General features: G+C 60.7%; 14 protein-coding genes. 7 read left to right on the forward strand and 7 right to left on the reverse strand.

Annotation, left to right across the window (positions count from 1 at the left end):
* Positions 1-131: 131 nt before the first annotated feature.
* Both J3349_RS05670 and J3349_RS05675 read left to right on the forward strand, forming a co-directional pair.
* Positions 132-269: a hypothetical protein gene (locus tag J3349_RS05670; RefSeq protein WP_187156296.1), complete on the forward strand. Its 138-nt coding sequence runs from the start codon at positions 132-134 to the stop codon at positions 267-269.
* A 395-nt stretch (positions 270-664) separates the two neighbouring features.
* Entirely contained in the window at positions 665-805 is a 141-nt protein-coding gene (locus tag J3349_RS05675) for a hypothetical protein (protein ID WP_160141214.1), read from the forward strand.
* Positions 806-1,378: 573 nt separating this feature from the next.
* Here the strand turns inward: J3349_RS05675 and J3349_RS05680 are convergent.
* The 7 genes from J3349_RS05680 to J3349_RS05710 form a co-directional block, all read right to left on the reverse strand.
* The gene (locus tag J3349_RS05680; RefSeq protein WP_207676725.1) at positions 1,379-1,882 is read right to left on the reverse strand and encodes a hypothetical protein; all 504 of its coding nucleotides are present in this window, start codon (positions 1,880-1,882) and stop codon (positions 1,379-1,381) included.
* 294 nt (positions 1,883-2,176) lie between these two features.
* On the reverse strand, positions 2,177-3,949 hold the full coding sequence (locus J3349_RS05685; protein WP_207676726.1) for a sugar-binding domain-containing protein: 1,773 nt from the start codon (positions 3,947-3,949) through the stop codon (positions 2,177-2,179).
* A 15-nt stretch (positions 3,950-3,964) separates the two neighbouring features.
* Positions 3,965-5,152 (reverse strand): pyridoxal phosphate-dependent aminotransferase, encoded by a 1,188-nt coding sequence (locus tag J3349_RS05690; RefSeq protein ID WP_149793933.1) that lies wholly within the window; start codon positions 5,150-5,152, stop codon positions 3,965-3,967.
* Between the two features lie 19 nt (positions 5,153-5,171).
* On the reverse strand, positions 5,172-6,365 hold the full coding sequence (locus tag J3349_RS05695) for a cation diffusion facilitator family transporter (RefSeq protein ID WP_158395277.1): 1,194 nt from the start codon (positions 6,363-6,365) through the stop codon (positions 5,172-5,174).
* Positions 6,366-6,512: 147 nt separating this feature from the next.
* The gene (gene ptsP, locus J3349_RS05700) at positions 6,513-8,153 is read right to left on the reverse strand and encodes a phosphoenolpyruvate--protein phosphotransferase (RefSeq protein ID WP_207676727.1); all 1,641 of its coding nucleotides are present in this window, start codon (positions 8,151-8,153) and stop codon (positions 6,513-6,515) included.
* Between the two features lie 92 nt (positions 8,154-8,245).
* Positions 8,246-8,509 carry an HPr family phosphocarrier protein gene (locus tag J3349_RS05705; protein ID WP_149793936.1) on the reverse strand — a complete coding sequence of 88 codons (264 nt, stop codon included), beginning with the start codon at positions 8,507-8,509 and terminating at the stop codon, positions 8,246-8,248.
* Between the two features lie 241 nt (positions 8,510-8,750).
* Positions 8,751-9,485: a DUF4830 domain-containing protein gene (locus tag J3349_RS05710; RefSeq protein WP_158395281.1), complete on the reverse strand. Its 735-nt coding sequence runs from the start codon at positions 9,483-9,485 to the stop codon at positions 8,751-8,753.
* Between the two features lie 181 nt (positions 9,486-9,666).
* On the opposite strand from J3349_RS05710, the gene gltX reads away from it, so the two are divergent.
* The 5 genes from gltX to J3349_RS05735 all read left to right on the forward strand — a co-directional run bounded on the left by gltX (position 9,667) and on the right by J3349_RS05735 (position 15,271).
* Positions 9,667-11,136 carry a glutamate--tRNA ligase gene (gltX, locus tag J3349_RS05715; RefSeq protein WP_207676728.1) on the forward strand — a complete coding sequence of 490 codons (1,470 nt, stop codon included), beginning with the start codon at positions 9,667-9,669 and terminating at the stop codon, positions 11,134-11,136.
* 167 nt (positions 11,137-11,303) lie between these two features.
* A complete protein-coding gene (locus J3349_RS05720) occupies positions 11,304-13,592 on the forward strand; it encodes a PP2C family protein-serine/threonine phosphatase (RefSeq protein ID WP_207676729.1) in 2,289 nt (762 codons plus the stop codon).
* A gap of 65 nt (positions 13,593-13,657) precedes the next feature.
* Positions 13,658-14,608 (forward strand): pectinesterase family protein, encoded by a 951-nt coding sequence (locus tag J3349_RS05725; RefSeq protein WP_207676730.1) that lies wholly within the window; start codon positions 13,658-13,660, stop codon positions 14,606-14,608.
* A gap of 11 nt (positions 14,609-14,619) precedes the next feature.
* Positions 14,620-14,784, forward strand: a complete 165-nt coding sequence (locus tag J3349_RS05730; RefSeq protein WP_174235877.1) for a hypothetical protein — start codon at positions 14,620-14,622, stop codon at positions 14,782-14,784.
* A 235-nt stretch (positions 14,785-15,019) separates the two neighbouring features.
* Complete coding sequence (locus J3349_RS05735) at positions 15,020-15,271, forward strand: AbrB/MazE/SpoVT family DNA-binding domain-containing protein (protein ID WP_015564383.1); 252 nt, start codon at positions 15,020-15,022, stop codon at positions 15,269-15,271.
* Positions 15,272-15,278 lie beyond the last annotated feature (7 nt).

A 15,278-nucleotide genomic window follows, 5' to 3' on the forward strand; every position in this document is an offset into this window, starting at 1 on the left:
GTCCTGCAAGTGCAGCGGTCATGCTCCCTCCCTCGCGTCACATTGTGCCGCGTCAGGAGGAAGTTCAATTTTTTGTCATCCTCCTGACGGTTCGAATGTTTCTACATGAAAATCTAAGGGAGGATTCCACTATGGAAATTTTGAATACTGTTATTGCTCTGCTCGGCCTTTTGGCCACTGTCATCCTTGGCACTGCCAAAATCACTTGGACGATTGCCCAAGTCTTTTTTCGGGATATGCATCACGCAAAACACTATATCAAAAAATAAAATGGCAAGAAAAATGACCGCCCCTATAGTCTTCCAAACTCCGGCGGTCATGTTTCTCAAAATGTGACACTGAGAGAGGGAGCTGACCACTGTGCAGCCAGCGCCTTTCCTTATCTTTATTATAGACAGCCGTACGTGGATTGTCAAGCACAAGAATATAGCTATCCTGCCTTCTCAAATTCTACTTCCAGCGCCGCGCGGGCATCGTTCGTGCGGCGTTGCTTTTTGTCGGTTTTTATGGTATCCTCTTAGCAGAAAGGCGCTGTCCAACCAAACGCAGGCGGCTATTGCTCCTCACCGGTCTCGCTGTCTTGCTCTTCGGAGCAAAGCAAGCGCGGGAGGGCAACTTTTTGGAGTTCCGCTCCCGACGCTCACAGCGAAGGGAGGGATGCCTTATGACTACATCGGAAATTCTATTGCTTTTCCAGACGATCATCGCACTGTTGGCACTTCTCGTAAGTGTCGTACACTTGATGGACGACCGGAAAAAGGATGATTCTTATGGCAGCAAAAGGAAAAAGCACAAAAAGAAATGACCGCCCACAGTTCCCCAACTCGGTGACGGTCATTACTTTTGTAATGCTTGACTGGTGAGGAGCTAGCCGTTTGCACGGTCAGCGCCTTTCCTTATCTTTATTATAGACAGTCGTACGTGGATTGTCAAGCGCCAGAACTTTCAGAATACAAAAGATAAAAACGGACCGCCCGCTTCGGCCTTTTCAGGCTGGGGCGGGCGGCTCAACGCTTTCTAACGCATTCTGATGCAATCCGACGTTTTTATCCATTCTCTTAAAAACAATGCAGATGCATCATTTTTCTTATATTCCGGCGTCATTTTCGCCTTCTGCGGCATCTCAAAGCGGGCAGTTTTTGCGCTTTTGAGTTTCCATGATTTTCCAGTTCATGCATCTTCAACTGGTCTGCACCCTAATTATAAAGGAATCGTTCTCCAATGTCAATAGCCCAGCACCTATAAAAAGCCTAAGGGCGAGGCCCCTTGCGGAACCTCGCCCTTAGACTATGTGAGATAAATCACTACATGCGCGAACATATAATGTTTATCATTACAGGCCGTGTGCCTGTAATTACTTTTGTTTTAGAAGTTCTGATTACTTGTTGTAAGCAGTCGGAGTAGCAGCGAAGACGAAGACGAAGTAGGTCTGATCCTTACCCTTAGCATCGACACCCTCGACAGCCTCAATGTGAACCTTGGCCTTCACGGTCTTGCCGTTGTTAGCACTCTCCGGATGGATAGTAGCAGCGGTAAGGATTTTCAGACCGACCTTCTCCCAAGCGGCGCTAGTAGTGGCAGACTTGGGCTCGGCGATAACAACAACAGAGTAGTCATTGGTAGTAGCAGACGGCACGGCAGCTACATCGGGATTCTTATAATTCTTCTCCTTGATGGCAGTCTTGACGTCCTTCATTGCGTCCTTGTATTCAGCCTTGTCGACCTGAGTGAACTCAACGTCCTTACCAGTGAGAGCTCTAGCTGCCACCTCCAGGCCCTTCTCAGCTGCCTTTTCCTTCACAGCATCGGTGACAGCGCAGCCAGCCAGCATGGACAGAGCCATGACGCCAACGAGAGCAACAGCCATGAGTTTCTTGAACATTTTCATAGTGATATTCCTCCAATAAAAAATATTTTTTATTTCGGCAAACCACTACAAGAACTTCGTGGTCTGTCTCGATGGGTTCAGTATAGTGCATTTTCACAAGATTGTCAAGATACGGTATTGTTTTCGGCATTTTGTCCAATCAGAAGCCGTGAAAAATAGCAAACTGCCCGTTAAATATGTATTCGTTCCAAAATTTGTACCAAAAATCCTCAAAAGCCGCCCTTTGCTTTACCTTTATAATAAGGGCAACCGCTCTGTCTGCACAGGGGAAAATGGCCGAAAGCCCGTTCATTCTTTTACTGCCTTTTCAAACTCCGCTTCCAGCGCCTCGTTGACGGCGCGGACGGCGGCGGCATCGGGTTTGATGGCCGTGCGGTCGTAGGTGAACAGGCCGTTCACCTCGTCCTCCACGTCGGTCAGCTGGGTGTACACCAGCGCCGACAGGCCCTTTTTCAGCTGCGGGAGCACCGTCTTGCGCTGCAAATCGCAGTAGCGCTCCGTCAGCTCTGCCCGGCTTCTGGCCGTGCCGTAGCCGTAGGTCTTCCGGGGCGGCTCATGGCCGGGCATGGGCCATGCAATGCCGCCGTACTCGCTGAGGGCCACCGTGCGCACGTTCGGGCGGATGCGGAGCGGATAGAAGTAGTTGTGGATGGAATGCACATCTCCCCCGCCCCGGTCGAACCAGCCGCTGGCCTCGTCCACCGGACGGGACGGGTCGAGGGCGCGGAGGGTCTCGGTGGCTTTCCGTGCGTCGAACTGCCCCCACCCCTCGTTGAACGGCACCCAGCACCCGATGCAGGGGTGCCGACCCAATGCGGCTACCGTGTCGGCCAGCTCCCGGGCGTACTCCTCCCGGCTGTGGGCGCTGCCCCGGCCCAGAAAGCCCCACAGCAGCTTCCCGTCCGGGGCGCGGCGCATCAGGGGCTGCAGGGCGTTGGTCAGGTAGGTGACGTACCACATCGGGTAGGCTCCGCCGCCGTTGACCATATCCTGCCAGACGATGATGCCCAGTTTATCGCAGTGGTAGTACCAGCGCTCCGGCTCGATTTTGGCGTGCTTGCGCAGCAGGTTGAAGCCCAGCTCCCGCACGGTGTGCAGTTCGTGCTCCACAGCCGCGTCGGAGGGCGGGGTGTAGAGGCCGTCGGGCCAATAGCCCTGGTCCAGCAGGCCGTTGAGCAGGATGGGCCTGCCGTTCAGGAAAAACCGCCGGATGCCCTTTGCATCCTCTTTGCACTCCCACTTGCGGAGGGCGAAATAGCTGTGGACGGTGTCGAAGCCCTCTTCTTCGCCCTGTGTCGTGCCGACGGTCAAATCGTAGAGGAAGGGACTGTCGGGGCTCCACGGGAAGAAATGCTCTTCGGCGATGTTCAGGGTCACTTCGCCGTCCCGGTCGGCCTCGTCGCTGCCCCAGTCCTCGGCGATGGTCACGCCGCCGGCCCGCACCACGGCCCAGAGGTTCACTGCGCCGCCGGGCTTCGAGGTATGGACTTTCACGGTCACGGTCCGGGCGTCGTAGTCCGGGGTGACGGTCAGCGTATCAATGTAATTTTCCGGCACCCGCTCCAGCCAGACCGTCTGCCAGATGCCGCTCTGGGCCGGGTAGAACATCCCGCCGGGCCGGAGGGTCTGCTTGCCTCTCGCCTGCGTTCCCGTGCCGGTGGGGTCCTGTACGGCCACCCAGAGGGTGTTATGGCCCTGCGGGCGGAGCAGGTCGGTGATGTCCAGCGTAAAGGGCCAGTAGCCGCCCCGGTGCCCCCCGGCCAGACGGCCATTGACCTCCACCGCGCAGGCGTAGTCCACAGCCCCGAAGTGGAGCAGGACGCGCCCGCCCTCGCCCGCCGGGGGCGTAAAGGTGCGGTGGTAGTGGAGCCACTGGCCGGGCTGCAACGTCCGGCCCACGCCGGAGGCTTTTGCCTCGGGCGAATAGGGTACGAGGATAGCGCCGTCCCACTTTGCCGGGAACTCCGAGCTCTGGGTGATGGCGTAGTCCCACGGGCCGTTCAGGTTGACGTAGCTGTCCCGGCGCATACTCGGGCGGGGATATTCGGGGAGCGGATGCATGGAACTACCTCACATTCACTTTTTATAGGCTGCGGCCAGCTTTTCCAGTGCGGGCAGACTGCGCTTCACCTTCTCGGTGTCGATGCAGTAGGCAAAGCGGACATAGCCCTTGACGCCGAAGGTGTCGCTGGGGACCAGCAGCAGATCGAACTCCCGGGCCTTGAGGCAGAAGGCGTTGGCGTCCTCTTCCAGCGCCTTCGGGAAGATATAAAATGTGCCGCCGGGGCGCTCCACCTCAAAGCCCAGCTCGGTGAGCTTATCGTACAGCAGGTTCATGTTCGTCTCGTAGACGGACAGATCGCTGGTGACGTCGAGGCACTCGGCAGTGGCTTTCTGGATGATGCTGGGCGGGCAGTTGTGGCCGGTGAAGCGGGATATCTGAGCCATCATGTCCACCAGCACGTCTTCGCCCTCGCAGCCGGGCCGGACGGCCACATAGCCCAGACGTTCGCCGGGCAGGCTCAGGCTCTTGGAGAAGGAGAAGCAGGTCAGGGTGTGGGGGTAGAACGCTGCCGGGTAAGGCACCTTTTTGCCGTCGAAGGCGATGTCACGGTAGGGCTCGTCGCTGACGAGGAAGATGTTGTGGCCGAAAACTTTGCTCTTTTCGGTCAGGATGTCAGCCAGACGGCTCAGGGTCTCGGCGGAGTAGACGACGCCGGTGGGGTTGTTCGGGGTGTTGATGAGGACGCAGGTGACGTTCTCGGTCAGCATCTCTTCAAAGGCGTCGAGATTCGGCTGGAACGCCGGCGCCTGAGGCGGCACGACCTTGAGCACAGCGCCGGTCCCCTCCACATAAGGGCCGTACTCGGGGAAGTAGGGGGCGAAGGTCAGCACCTCGTCGCCGGGCTTTGTCACAGCGCGGATGGCGTGGGCGATAGCGCCCGCCGCACCGGTGGTGGGGAAAATATCCTTCTGCTCATAAGGCAGGCCGAAGGTCTTTGCCAGATGGGCCGCCACGGCGGTGCGGAAGCCCGGGTCGCCCTGACTGGGGCAGTAGCCGTGAAGGGCGACAGGCTCTTCCTCGGCCAGCAGGGTCTGCATGGCTTTGGTGAACTTGTCCGGGCAGGGGACGCTGGGGTTGCCCAGCGAGTAGTCGAACACGTTCTCATAGCCTATCTCGGCGGCGCGCTGTTTGCCGTACATGAAAGTCTCGCGGATGACGCTCTTGTGGCCCAGCATGGCGCGGTAAGTCTCGTTCAGCATAATACTTTCCCTCTTTTTCTTATTGATCCTCTTCCGGCAGAGCGGAGGCATAGCTCTGCTCCACCTTCACCATACAGCAGTATCTCGGGTCCTGCTCCTTGACGAAATTGCACATCTCGGCCAGCCGCGCGTCCTTGTCGCCGGTGTAGCCCGCCGGGAACACGAGGTCGAACAGCACGTTGGTGTGGCTGTCCCCCGGCACGATGCGCAGGTCATGGATGGACAGACGAGGGTCCATCTGGCGGGCTTTTTCCATCAAACGGCTCCGCAGGATGCCTACGGCGGCGTCCGACGTCACGATGGGGTCGTAGTGGATGGTGACCTGTAAGTGGTCTTTTTTCAGAAAATCCCGCTCGATGTTGTCGATGATGTCGTGGGCTTCCAGCGGGTCGGCCTCGGCGGGGAACTCGATGTGGAGCGAGGCAAACTGATGCCCCGGGCCGTAGTCATGGACCATCAGATCGTGGACGCCCAGCACTCCCGGGTAGCTCATGACGGTGTGCTCGATGTGCTCCACCAGCTCCGGCGAGGGGCTCTCACCCAGCAGGGGGCTGAGGGTGTCCATCATAAGCCCCCAGCCCGACCAGAGGATGAACGCCGCCACTGCCACGCCCATGAGGCCGTCCAGCACGTCCCAGCCCGTCAGGTGGGAGAGGACGGTGGACAGGAGCACGGCGCTGGTGGTCAGCACATCGTTCCGGCTGTCGGCGGCGGTGGCCATCAGAGTCTCGGAGTTGATGCGCTGGCCGATGGTCTTGTTGAAGCGGCTCATCCAGAGCTTGACGCCGATGGACGCCGCCAGCACCCCCACACTGAGCCAGCTGAACACCACTGCCGTCGGATGCAGCACTTTGAGCACAGATTCTTTCAGCAGCGAAAGCCCGATGGCGAGGATGGTGACGCAGACCACGAGGCCCGCCAGATACTCATACCGGGCGTGGCCGTAGGGGTGCTTTTCGTCCGGGCCTTTGGCCGCCAGCCGGAAGCCCACGAGGCTCACCACGTTGGACGAGGCGTCCGAGAGGTTGTTCAGGGCGTCGGCCATGATGGCGATGGAGCCGAACAGCGTTCCCGCCGCCAGCTTGCCCAGACAGAGCAGGAGATTGCAGGCCATGCCCACGAGGCTGGCCAGATTGCCGTAGGCCGTGCGGACGGCGGCGTTCTTGGTATCGTCCGGGTGCCGGACGAACAGGCGGATGAGCAGTTGTGTCATAAAATTCCCTCTCAGCAGGTATTTCGATGCTACCAGTATAGCACTGCACTTTATGGTTTTGAAGTATTTCGGTAAAATTTTTCGGGTATGCAAAGCCCCCGGCGGGGAAGTTCCCTGCCGGGGGCGGCGTTTTCAGCGCAAAGGGCCTTACTTATCGGAAGGCTTGCTCAAATCGATGCTGCGGATGATCTTGCGCACGGGCAGCACGCTCTTGGCGTTCATGGACAGCTCGTCCACGCCCATCCGCAGGAAGGTCTCGGTGAGGGCGGTGTCTGCGCCCAGCTCGCCGCAGATGCCCACCCAGATGCCGTGGCGGTGGCCCGCGTCGATGGTCATCTTGATGGCCCGGAGCACAGCGGGGTGGTGCGGGTTGAAGAAAGGCTCCAGCTTTGCGTTCTGGCGGTCCAGAGCGCAGGTGTACTGGGTCAAATCGTTGGTGCCGATGGAGAAGAAGTCGCACTCCTCGGCCAGCTCGTCGGCGATGAGGACAGCGGCGGGCGTCTCGATCATGGTACCCACTTCCATCTTCTCGTCAAACTTCTTGCCCTCAGCCCGCAGTTCCGCGCGGCACTCGTCCAGCACGGCCTTGGCGTCCTGCAGCTCCCGCAGGCTGGTGATCATGGGGAACATAATGCTCATGTTGCCGTAAGCGGAAGCGCGGAGCAGAGCGCGCAGCTGGGTCTTGAAGAAGTCCTTCCGGGTCAGGCAGATGCGGATGGCGCGGTAGCCCAGCGCGGGGTTTTCCTCGTGGTCGAGCTTCATGTAGTCCACGGTCTTGTCTGCGCCGATGTCGCAGGTGCGGACGACCACCTTGCGGGGTGCAAGGCTCTCGAGCACCTGCTTGTATGCCTCGAACTGGTAGTCCTCCGTCGGGAAGTCCTTGCAGTTGAGGTAGACGAACTCGGTGCGGAAGAGGCCGACGCCGCCGGCGTCGTTCTGCTGAACAGCACCCACGTCGCCCATGCCGCCGATGTTGGCAAAGACGTTGATGGTCTTGCCGTCGAGGGTGGTGTTGGGCTTTCCCTTCAGCTCCTGCAGCAGTGCCTGCTTTTTCTGGTCTTCCTGCTGGCGCTTTTTCAGGCTCTTGAGCAGGTCGGGGGTGGGGTCAACGTAGACACAGGCGTTGTAGCCGTCCACGACCGCCATCTTGCCATCCCAGTCGTCCTGAATGTCCTTGCACTGGATGAGGGCGGGGATGTTCATGCTGCGGGCGAGGATGGCAGTGTGGCTGTTGGAGCTGCCCTCCCGGGTGATGAAGCCCAGCAGCAGGCTCTTGTCCATGCGGACCGTCTCGGACGGGGCCAAGTCCTCAGCCACGAGGATGCTGGGCTCAGTCCCCTGCAAAGTAGCATTGTCCACGCCCTGCAAAATGTCGAGGATGGCCTGTGCAATGTCGATGACGTCGGCGCTGCGGGCCTGCAAATAGGGGTCATCCATGGCGGCGAATACGGCGGCCTGATTGTCGCCGGCGGTCTTGACGGCGTACTCAGCGCACTTGTGCTGGCCGTTGATGATCTCCTTGATGGCGTCCACAAAGTCGTCGTCATCCAGCATCATGGCGTGGATGTTGAACACCTCGGCGATGTCCTCGCCGGCCTCGGCCAGAGCCTTCTCGTACAGAGCGGTCTGCTGGTCGATGGCCTTGGCGCGGGCGTCCTCAAAACGGGCCACTTCAGCGGCGTTGTCGGCCACTTCGGCGGCAGAGATGACGGTATCTTTTTTCTTATAGATCTTCAGCTTTCCGATGGCAATGCCATTCAGGATGCTTTTACCGGTACCTACCTGCATTGCAATTTCTCCTTATTCTTGCTGTTTTGTGTTCCGTAACAAAAAGCCCCCGCAGGACATTCCCCGCAAGGGCTTCTCATCACGCTGGGCGATCAGACGTTCTCGCTCAGGAATTTCTGGATAGCTTCGGCGCAGGCGGCTTCGTCGTCGCCCTCCACCTTGATGGTAACGGTGTCGCCCTGCTTGACGCCCATGCCCATCAGGGCCATCAGCTTGCGCAGGTCGCAGGTCTTGCCGCCCTTCTCAAGGGTGGCGGTGCTGGCAAAGCCCTTGGCCACCTTGACGAGCAGACCGGCGGGACGGGCGTGGATGCCGCAGGCATCCTTAACGGTGTACTGGAATTCCTTCATGATCATTTTCTCCTTACTTCATCCGGTCCTCCTGGGCAGCTCACCCTACCCCTCGGGACGCAGCACTCGAACCTTCTGGCTGCTGGATGTCTACCTTTATTATAAACCTTAGTCGTTCTTTTTTCACCCTTTCATATTGCCGATTTTTTATCAAAAATTTTAGTAACATTGAACAGAATCTTTCTACAGAAATACCACTACTGCACAATTTTTCTGTTTCATCGCACTTTTTTGTACAGAATGACGGTTATTCGACGGGGTATCCCTCGGCATCCAGCGGCAGGTCGGTGTACTGCACGGGCTGCTCCTGTGCAGCGTCCGGCTCGCCGGAAGTCTGCTGGGCCTGACCCTCTGCGCCCAGCTCGCCGTCGTGGCGCTCTCCCCAGTCGCCGCTGAAATCTTCGCCCGAGGTCTGCTGGGCCTGCCCGTCGGTCAGTTCATCCTCGTGCCGTTCGCCCCAGTCCCCGCTGAAGTCCTCGCCGGACACCTGTTCGGCCTCCTGCAGGGCCATCGCGGTCTGGGCGTCTTTCAGCCCGGTGACGGTGCCGGAGGGCTTTTCCAACAGATACGCACCCACGGCCTTTTTCTTGTAGACCAGCAGCACGCCGTAGCTGCTCACATCGCCCCGGCTGGCCGCCGGGATGAGCGCTGTCCACTTCTCCACCGTCTTGCCCTTGTAGCGGGCCAGGTCCATACCGCTCTGCTGCACCACCCCGTTAAAGGCCGAAAAGCTGTCGTCCCACTTGCGGGGGATCTTCACCTTGTCGGCGGTGATGGACGCGCCGTCCACATCCAGCCCGTAGCCCGTGAACCAGGTCTGGATGTCCTGCGCACTCTCGATTTTATTACTTGCCGCCGCGACAGCCACCGAGCGGGTGCTGATGTACCGCCCCAGCATGGCGCTGAACACCACCAGCGCACAGCACATCGCCCCCACGCCCAGCTTCTTGACGCTTGCCTTACTCAGTGTGACCACAAACATACCCTTGCCTCCCACCCATTCAGATTTGTCCGTACAGCATATGCGGGAGGCTGCGGTATCATGCAAAAACGGGGCCACTTCTCTTTGCTGTCTCCGTTGACAAACAGGGCCGGAGAGGGTAAACTTAGGCAGAGATATTTGCAATTCATTTGCCTATGATAGATTAAAAGGAGAAATCATTATGCCGAACAATAATATCCGCACCCGTTTTGCTCCCTCGCCTACGGGTTATATGCACGTTGGCAACCTGCGCACGGCCCTGTACACCTACCTGATGGCCAAGCACGATGACGGCACCTTCATCCTCCGCATCGAGGACACCGACCAGGGCCGCTACGTGGAGGGCGCTGTGGATGTCATCTACAACACCCTGCGGGAGACCGGCCTGCTGTGGGACGAAGGCCCGGATATCGGCGGCCCCGTCGGCCCCTACGTCCAGAGCGAGCGCATGGGCATGTTCAAGCAGTATGCCGAGCAGCTGGTGGCTGAGGGCAAGGCATATTACTGCTTCTGCACCGAGGAGCGTCTGGAAGCCCTCCACGCCGAGCAGCGCGCCCACGGTGAGATGACCCACTACGATGGCTGCTGCCGCGACCTGCCCAAGGAAGAGGTGGAAAAGCGCCTCGCCGCCGGTGAGCCTTACGTCATCCGCCAGAAGATCCCCCGCGAGGGCGTGACCGGCTTCGACGATATGGTCTACGGCCACATCGAGGTCAACAACAGCGAGATGGACGACCAGATCCTCATCAAGACCGACGGTATGCCCACCTACAACTTCGCAAATGTCGTGGACGACCACCTCATGGGCATCACCCACGTCATCCGCGGCAGCGAGTATCTGTCCTCCACCCCGAAGTATAACCTGCTGTACCAGGCTTTCGGCTGGAACATCCCCAACTACATCCACTGCCCGCCGGTCATGAAGGACGCTCAGAACAAGCTGTCCAAGCGCAACGGCGACGCCAGCTATCAGGATCTCGTTGCAAAGGGCTACCTGACCGAGGCTATCCTGAACTACATCTGCCTGCTGGGCTGGAGCCCCAAGGGCGAGTACGCCGAGCAGGAGATCTTCTCTCTGGCTGATCTGGTCAAGATCTGGACGCCGGACGGCATCTCCAAGTCTCCCGCCATCTTCGACCCTCTCAAGCTGCGGGCCATCAACGCCGAGTATATCCGCCGCCTGTCCCCCGAGGAGTTCCTCGCCAAGGCTGAGCCCTGGATCGACAGCGCCGTCCATACCCCCATCAACAAGAAGCTGCTCTGTGCAAACCTGCAGCCCCGCTGCGAGGTCCTGGGCGAGATCCCCGAGCAGCTGGACTTCTTCGACGCCATGCCCGAGTATGACGTGAGCCTCTACGCCAACAAGAAGCAGAAGACCACCCCTGAGTCCGCAAAGGAGGCACTGGAAGCCCTGCTGCCCGTGCTGAGCGACGAGGCACTGGACTTCAATGACCGTGACACCGTCTTCGACGCCTGCAAGGCCAAGGCCGAGGAGCTGGGCAAGAAGAATGGCTGGCTGCTCTACCCGCTGGGCATCGCCCTCTCCGGCAGGCAGCGCACCCCCGGCGGCGGCACCGACCTCGCCTGCATGATGGGCCGCGAAAAGACCCTCGGGCGCGTGAAGGCCGCTATCGAGAAGCTGAATGGCTAAGCCGTTTTTTGGCGAAGCGCACTACTTCTGCTGAGATTTTATCCCATCCCATCACCCCGCCAAAAACTGCGCGCACTCTGTGCTACAGTATACGCAGAAGGCGCGGGAAACAGAACAGCACAGCGTGATATTGCAAAAGATCCCCGCCGGAAAGCGGGGATTTTTTCATGCAGGTGTCTTTTCGGACGATACAGCTCACAGACGGGAAAAAGCGGGTGAACGGTGCGCTCCGGGCGCGGGCGGCAGTGCGGCCTGCCCTGCGGCAGGGGGGCGCGTTCCTGCTGGGGCTGGCCGGAGGCTGGGCCGTGCTGTACGGTGCGCTGATGCCTTTCGGGCTGGGGCTGACGCTGGGCTTTGCGGAGGACTGCTTCGCTGTGGGAGCCGCTGGGGCCGCACTGGGGGTGCTGGCCCGGAGTTTCGGAACGCTGACCGTGGAGAGCGTCTGCCTGCTCTGCGCACTGGGTGCGGCGGTAGCGGCACGGTGGCTCTGGCCCGGCCGATTCGTCCCGGCGGTGGCGGCTGGCTGCGGCACACTGGTGGGAAGCGCAGTCTGCTTCGCGGCGGGGGAGGAAAACGGCGTTCAGACCATCCTGTTCTGCGGCGGCGACGCTCTGCTGGCAGCAGCGGCGGGATACGGCCTGCGGCGCTTCCCGCCCGAAAAACCGGGCATGGGCAGCCTGATCTTGTCTGCCGCTGTGGCCGCCGCACTGGGCGGGATGAGCTTTGGCTTCTTCCTGCCTGGGGTGATGGCCTGTGCGGCGGCAGAGCTGGCCCTCTGCTGCAAGGGCCTGCCGCTGGAGGCATTGGCTTTCAGCGGGGTGACGGGTGCGGCTCTGGCCGCGTCAGACCCTGCCCTTGCGCCTGCCGCCGCCGGGCTTGCCTGTGGGTGTGCCGCTGCGGCAGTGCTTGCCCCGGCGCGACGGGTGGAGGGGCTTGCGGCCTATGCGGGCGGCTGTGTGGCGGGGGTGCTCTGCATCCAGCCGCTGGCGGGGGCGTTCAGCTTTCTGCTCAGTGCCGGGGCGGGTGCGGGGCTCTGCGCCCTGCTGCCTGCGGGCTGGCTGATGCCTGCCCTCAAAGAGGACGACCCGCCCGGCGACGAGCGGCCGCGCCTCTCTGCCGCCGCGACCCGGCTGGAAGCGGTGGCCGAAAGCCTCTCCTCGCTGGCGGAGACGGTGAACGAGGTGTACGACGCTTTTCCACGCCGGTGCGAGGGTTTCCGATGGGTCATCGACAACATCCACGACGGCCTTTGCGCCAACTGCGGACGGCGGGAAGTCTGCTGGAAGCAGGAGCACGCCTCCACGCTGGAAGGAATGGAGGCCCTGCGCCCCATTCTGGAAGAAAAAGGCCATCTGGAAGCGGCGCTTCTGCCCGGTCAGCTGGCGCGGTGCATCCACCCGGCGGCGCTCTGCGCGGCGGGGGACAAGGCGTTTGCACTCTACCGCAGCCGCCGGGAGGCCCGCGTCCACTCCGAGGCCATGCGGACGGCCCTTACTGAACAGTACAGCGCCGTGGCCGATGCACTGGGCGTCCTCAGCGAACAGCTGGGGCGTCCCGGAAGCCCGGAGCCCTACAAGTCTGGCAGGGTGTCGGCGCTGTTCGCTCAGCTGGGGACGCCGCCGCTGGAATGTGCTGTGACGCTGGACGATTTGGGCCGCACCCGGGCGGCAGTGACGCTGCCCCGCACCCGCTTCAATGAAAAAGAGCTGGCCGCTCTGGCCGGGGAGGTGGGGCATATCTGCCGCCGCAGCCTCGAGCCGCCGCAGGTGCTCTCCTGCAAGGGGATGACCACCCTGCTCTTTGCCGAAAAGCCCCTGCTCCGGGCCGTATTCGGGACGGCGGGCGCGGCGGCGCGGGGCGAGATCTCCGGCGACGCAGTCCAGCAGTTCTGCAGCGCGGCAGCGGCCCAGATGATACTCTGCGACGGCATGGGAACGGGACGTCCGGCGGCAGTAGACGGCAACCTCGCCGCAGAGCTGACGGCACGCCTGCTCAAAGCGGGCTTTACCGCAGAGCTTGCGGCCCGGCTTGTGAACGTGGCGCTGGCGCTCAAGAGCGACGAGGAGAGCGGCGCGACCCTCGACCTCGTGAGCGTAGACCTCTATACCGGCACAGCCCGGCTCTTCAAGGCCGGTGCGGCCCCGGGCTTCCTCGTGCATGGGGGCAAGGCCCGGGCTGTGGGTGAAGCCAGCCTGCCGATGGGCATCCTCGGCGGCGTCAGCGGACAGAGCCGGGTGGTGCATCTGGCGGCGGGGGACTATGTGGTGCTGGTGTCGGACGGCCTCTTGGTGGACGGTCCCGGCTGGGTGATGCAGCAGCTGGAACTCTCCGCTGCCAAGGCAGAACAGCCCGACGTTCTGGCGAAAAAGCTGGTGGAAGCCGCCCGCGCCCGAGCCGTCCAGCGGGGCCGTCCCGACGACATTACCGCCGCTGTCCTCCGGCTCGAAAACAGCTGAGTTGCTTTTTGGGCGGCGAGAGGGTATACTTGTCAGTATCTAGAACGATCATAGGAGAGACATATATGCTGACAGTTACAGTTGCACAGGACGGCAGCGGCGACTTCGCGTCCATCGCGGAGGCGGTGCTGGCCGTACCCTATGAGGAGGAAGCACTGGTGCAGGTCGGTCCCGGCATTTACCGGGAAAAGCTGGTCTGCGAAAAGCGCTGCATCACCCTGCGAGGGGTGGGTGCAGATAAGACAAAACTCGTGTGGGGCGACGGCGGCAAGCTGCCCCACAAGGACGGGCGGCCCACCCATACCTTCCGCAGCTACACCGCCTTTTTCAGCGGCGAAACGCTCTGCGTGGAGGACATGACGATTGAAAACGACGCCGGCCCGGGCGCGAAAGCCGGGCAGGCCGTCGCGGCCTATGTGGACAGCACCCGGGCGGTGTTCCGCCGGGTCAAGCTGCTGGGCAGTCAGGACACGCTCTTCTGCGCCCCGCTGCCCGAAAAGGAGCGGGAGAAGGACGGCTTTCTCGGCCCGCGCGGTCTTGCGCCCCGCAAACCGACCGCCCAGTACTACACCGACTGTGAGATCGCGGGCGACATTGATTTCATCTTTGGCGGCGGCGACGCCCTCTTCGAAAACTGCGTCATCCGCACGGTGGACAACCACATCCCCCACAGCTATGTCACAGCTCCTTCGGGCAAAGCCGATGGACTTGGCTTTGTGTTCTGGAACTGCGATTTCGTCTCCGACTGCCCGGCGGGCAGTGTCTACCTGGGGCGTCCGTGGCGTCCCGAAGGCAAGACGGCGGTGCTGGACTGCCGTCTCGGCGCCCACATCGCGCCGGAAGGTTTTATCGCATGGAATGACCGCACCGATACCGGCCTTGCCAGCTTTGCGGAAGCTGACAGCGCCGGCCCGGGCGCAGCAGAGCGCCCGGCGTGGGTGAAACAGCTTTCCGGGCCGGAGGCGGCGGAACTGCTGGCCCACGCCCGCACCCTCTGCCGACCGAAAACCAACTGAGGATGTAACAAATGAAAAAACTGCCGAATTTTGTAAAGTGGCTCATCATTGCCGTGGTGCTGGCCGCAATGGCCGCGATGATGGTGGCCGTGAACGACCGTGCCTCCCGGGTGGAGATGCCAATGCCGGACAACAGCCTGGGCATCTATCGCCAGACGCCTGCCACTGGAAAGTGAATCAGAAAAACGAGACGGGACTGCTGAAAAGCGGCCCCTCTTTGCTTCTTTGAAAAGTTTTTGTCGAATCCGCCCGTTTAGATTGACGAATGGCTCAACTTTTTGTATACTGAACAGGCACGAAGTTGACAGAATTTTCCTGTTTTTCCTGCACAGGAACATTTTTTGCGTTGTGTCGGTGTAAACGACGCTCATTCTGCCATCTTTCCGGACACACTGAAAAGGAGAAATGAATATGAAAACAACTGGCATCGTTCGGGGCATCGATTCTCTGGGCCGCATCGTCCTCCCCAAGGAGCTGCGCACCAATATGCACATCGACAAGGACTCGAAGCTCGAGATCTTCGTGGAGGGCGATCAGATCATCCTCAAAAAGCACCGTCCCGCCGGAAGCTGCGATTTCTGCGGTGAGCTGGCGGCTGACATGGCCCAGTATGAGGGTTACTGCATCTGCCCCGCCTGCCGGGCCAAGATCGCTGCCCTGTAAACGGAAA

The sequence above is a fragment of the Faecalibacterium sp. Marseille-P9590 genome, assembly GCF_017377665.1.
Taxonomy (GTDB): Bacteria; Bacillota; Clostridia; order Oscillospirales; family Ruminococcaceae; genus Faecalibacterium.

What these genes read in the sequence shown, in the direction of transcription:
- J3349_RS05670 (WP_187156296.1), top strand. Translation starts at nt 132, where the DNA reads ATGGAAATTTTGAATACTGTTATTGCTCTGCTCGGCCTTTTGGCCACT.
- J3349_RS05675 (WP_160141214.1), top strand. Translation starts at nt 665, where the DNA reads ATGACTACATCGGAAATTCTATTGCTTTTCCAGACGATCATCGCACTG.
- J3349_RS05680 (WP_207676725.1), bottom strand. Translation starts at nt 1,882, where the DNA reads ATGTTCAAGAAACTCATGGCTGTTGCTCTCGTTGGCGTCATGGCTCTG.
- J3349_RS05685 (WP_207676726.1), bottom strand. Translation starts at nt 3,949, where the DNA reads ATGCATCCGCTCCCCGAATATCCCCGCCCGAGTATGCGCCGGGACAGC.
- J3349_RS05690 (WP_149793933.1), bottom strand. Translation starts at nt 5,152, where the DNA reads ATGCTGAACGAGACTTACCGCGCCATGCTGGGCCACAAGAGCGTCATC.
- J3349_RS05695 (WP_158395277.1), bottom strand. Translation starts at nt 6,365, where the DNA reads ATGACACAACTGCTCATCCGCCTGTTCGTCCGGCACCCGGACGATACC.
- ptsP (WP_207676727.1), bottom strand. Translation starts at nt 8,153, where the DNA reads ATGCAGGTAGGTACCGGTAAAAGCATCCTGAATGGCATTGCCATCGGA.
- J3349_RS05705 (WP_149793936.1), bottom strand. Translation starts at nt 8,509, where the DNA reads ATGATCATGAAGGAATTCCAGTACACCGTTAAGGATGCCTGCGGCATC.
- J3349_RS05710 (WP_158395281.1), bottom strand. Translation starts at nt 9,485, where the DNA reads ATGTTTGTGGTCACACTGAGTAAGGCAAGCGTCAAGAAGCTGGGCGTG.
- gltX (WP_207676728.1), top strand. Translation starts at nt 9,667, where the DNA reads ATGCCGAACAATAATATCCGCACCCGTTTTGCTCCCTCGCCTACGGGT.
- J3349_RS05720 (WP_207676729.1), top strand. Translation starts at nt 11,304, where the DNA reads ATGCAGGTGTCTTTTCGGACGATACAGCTCACAGACGGGAAAAAGCGG.
- J3349_RS05725 (WP_207676730.1), top strand. Translation starts at nt 13,658, where the DNA reads ATGCTGACAGTTACAGTTGCACAGGACGGCAGCGGCGACTTCGCGTCC.
- J3349_RS05730 (WP_174235877.1), top strand. Translation starts at nt 14,620, where the DNA reads ATGAAAAAACTGCCGAATTTTGTAAAGTGGCTCATCATTGCCGTGGTG.
- J3349_RS05735 (WP_015564383.1), top strand. Translation starts at nt 15,020, where the DNA reads ATGAAAACAACTGGCATCGTTCGGGGCATCGATTCTCTGGGCCGCATC.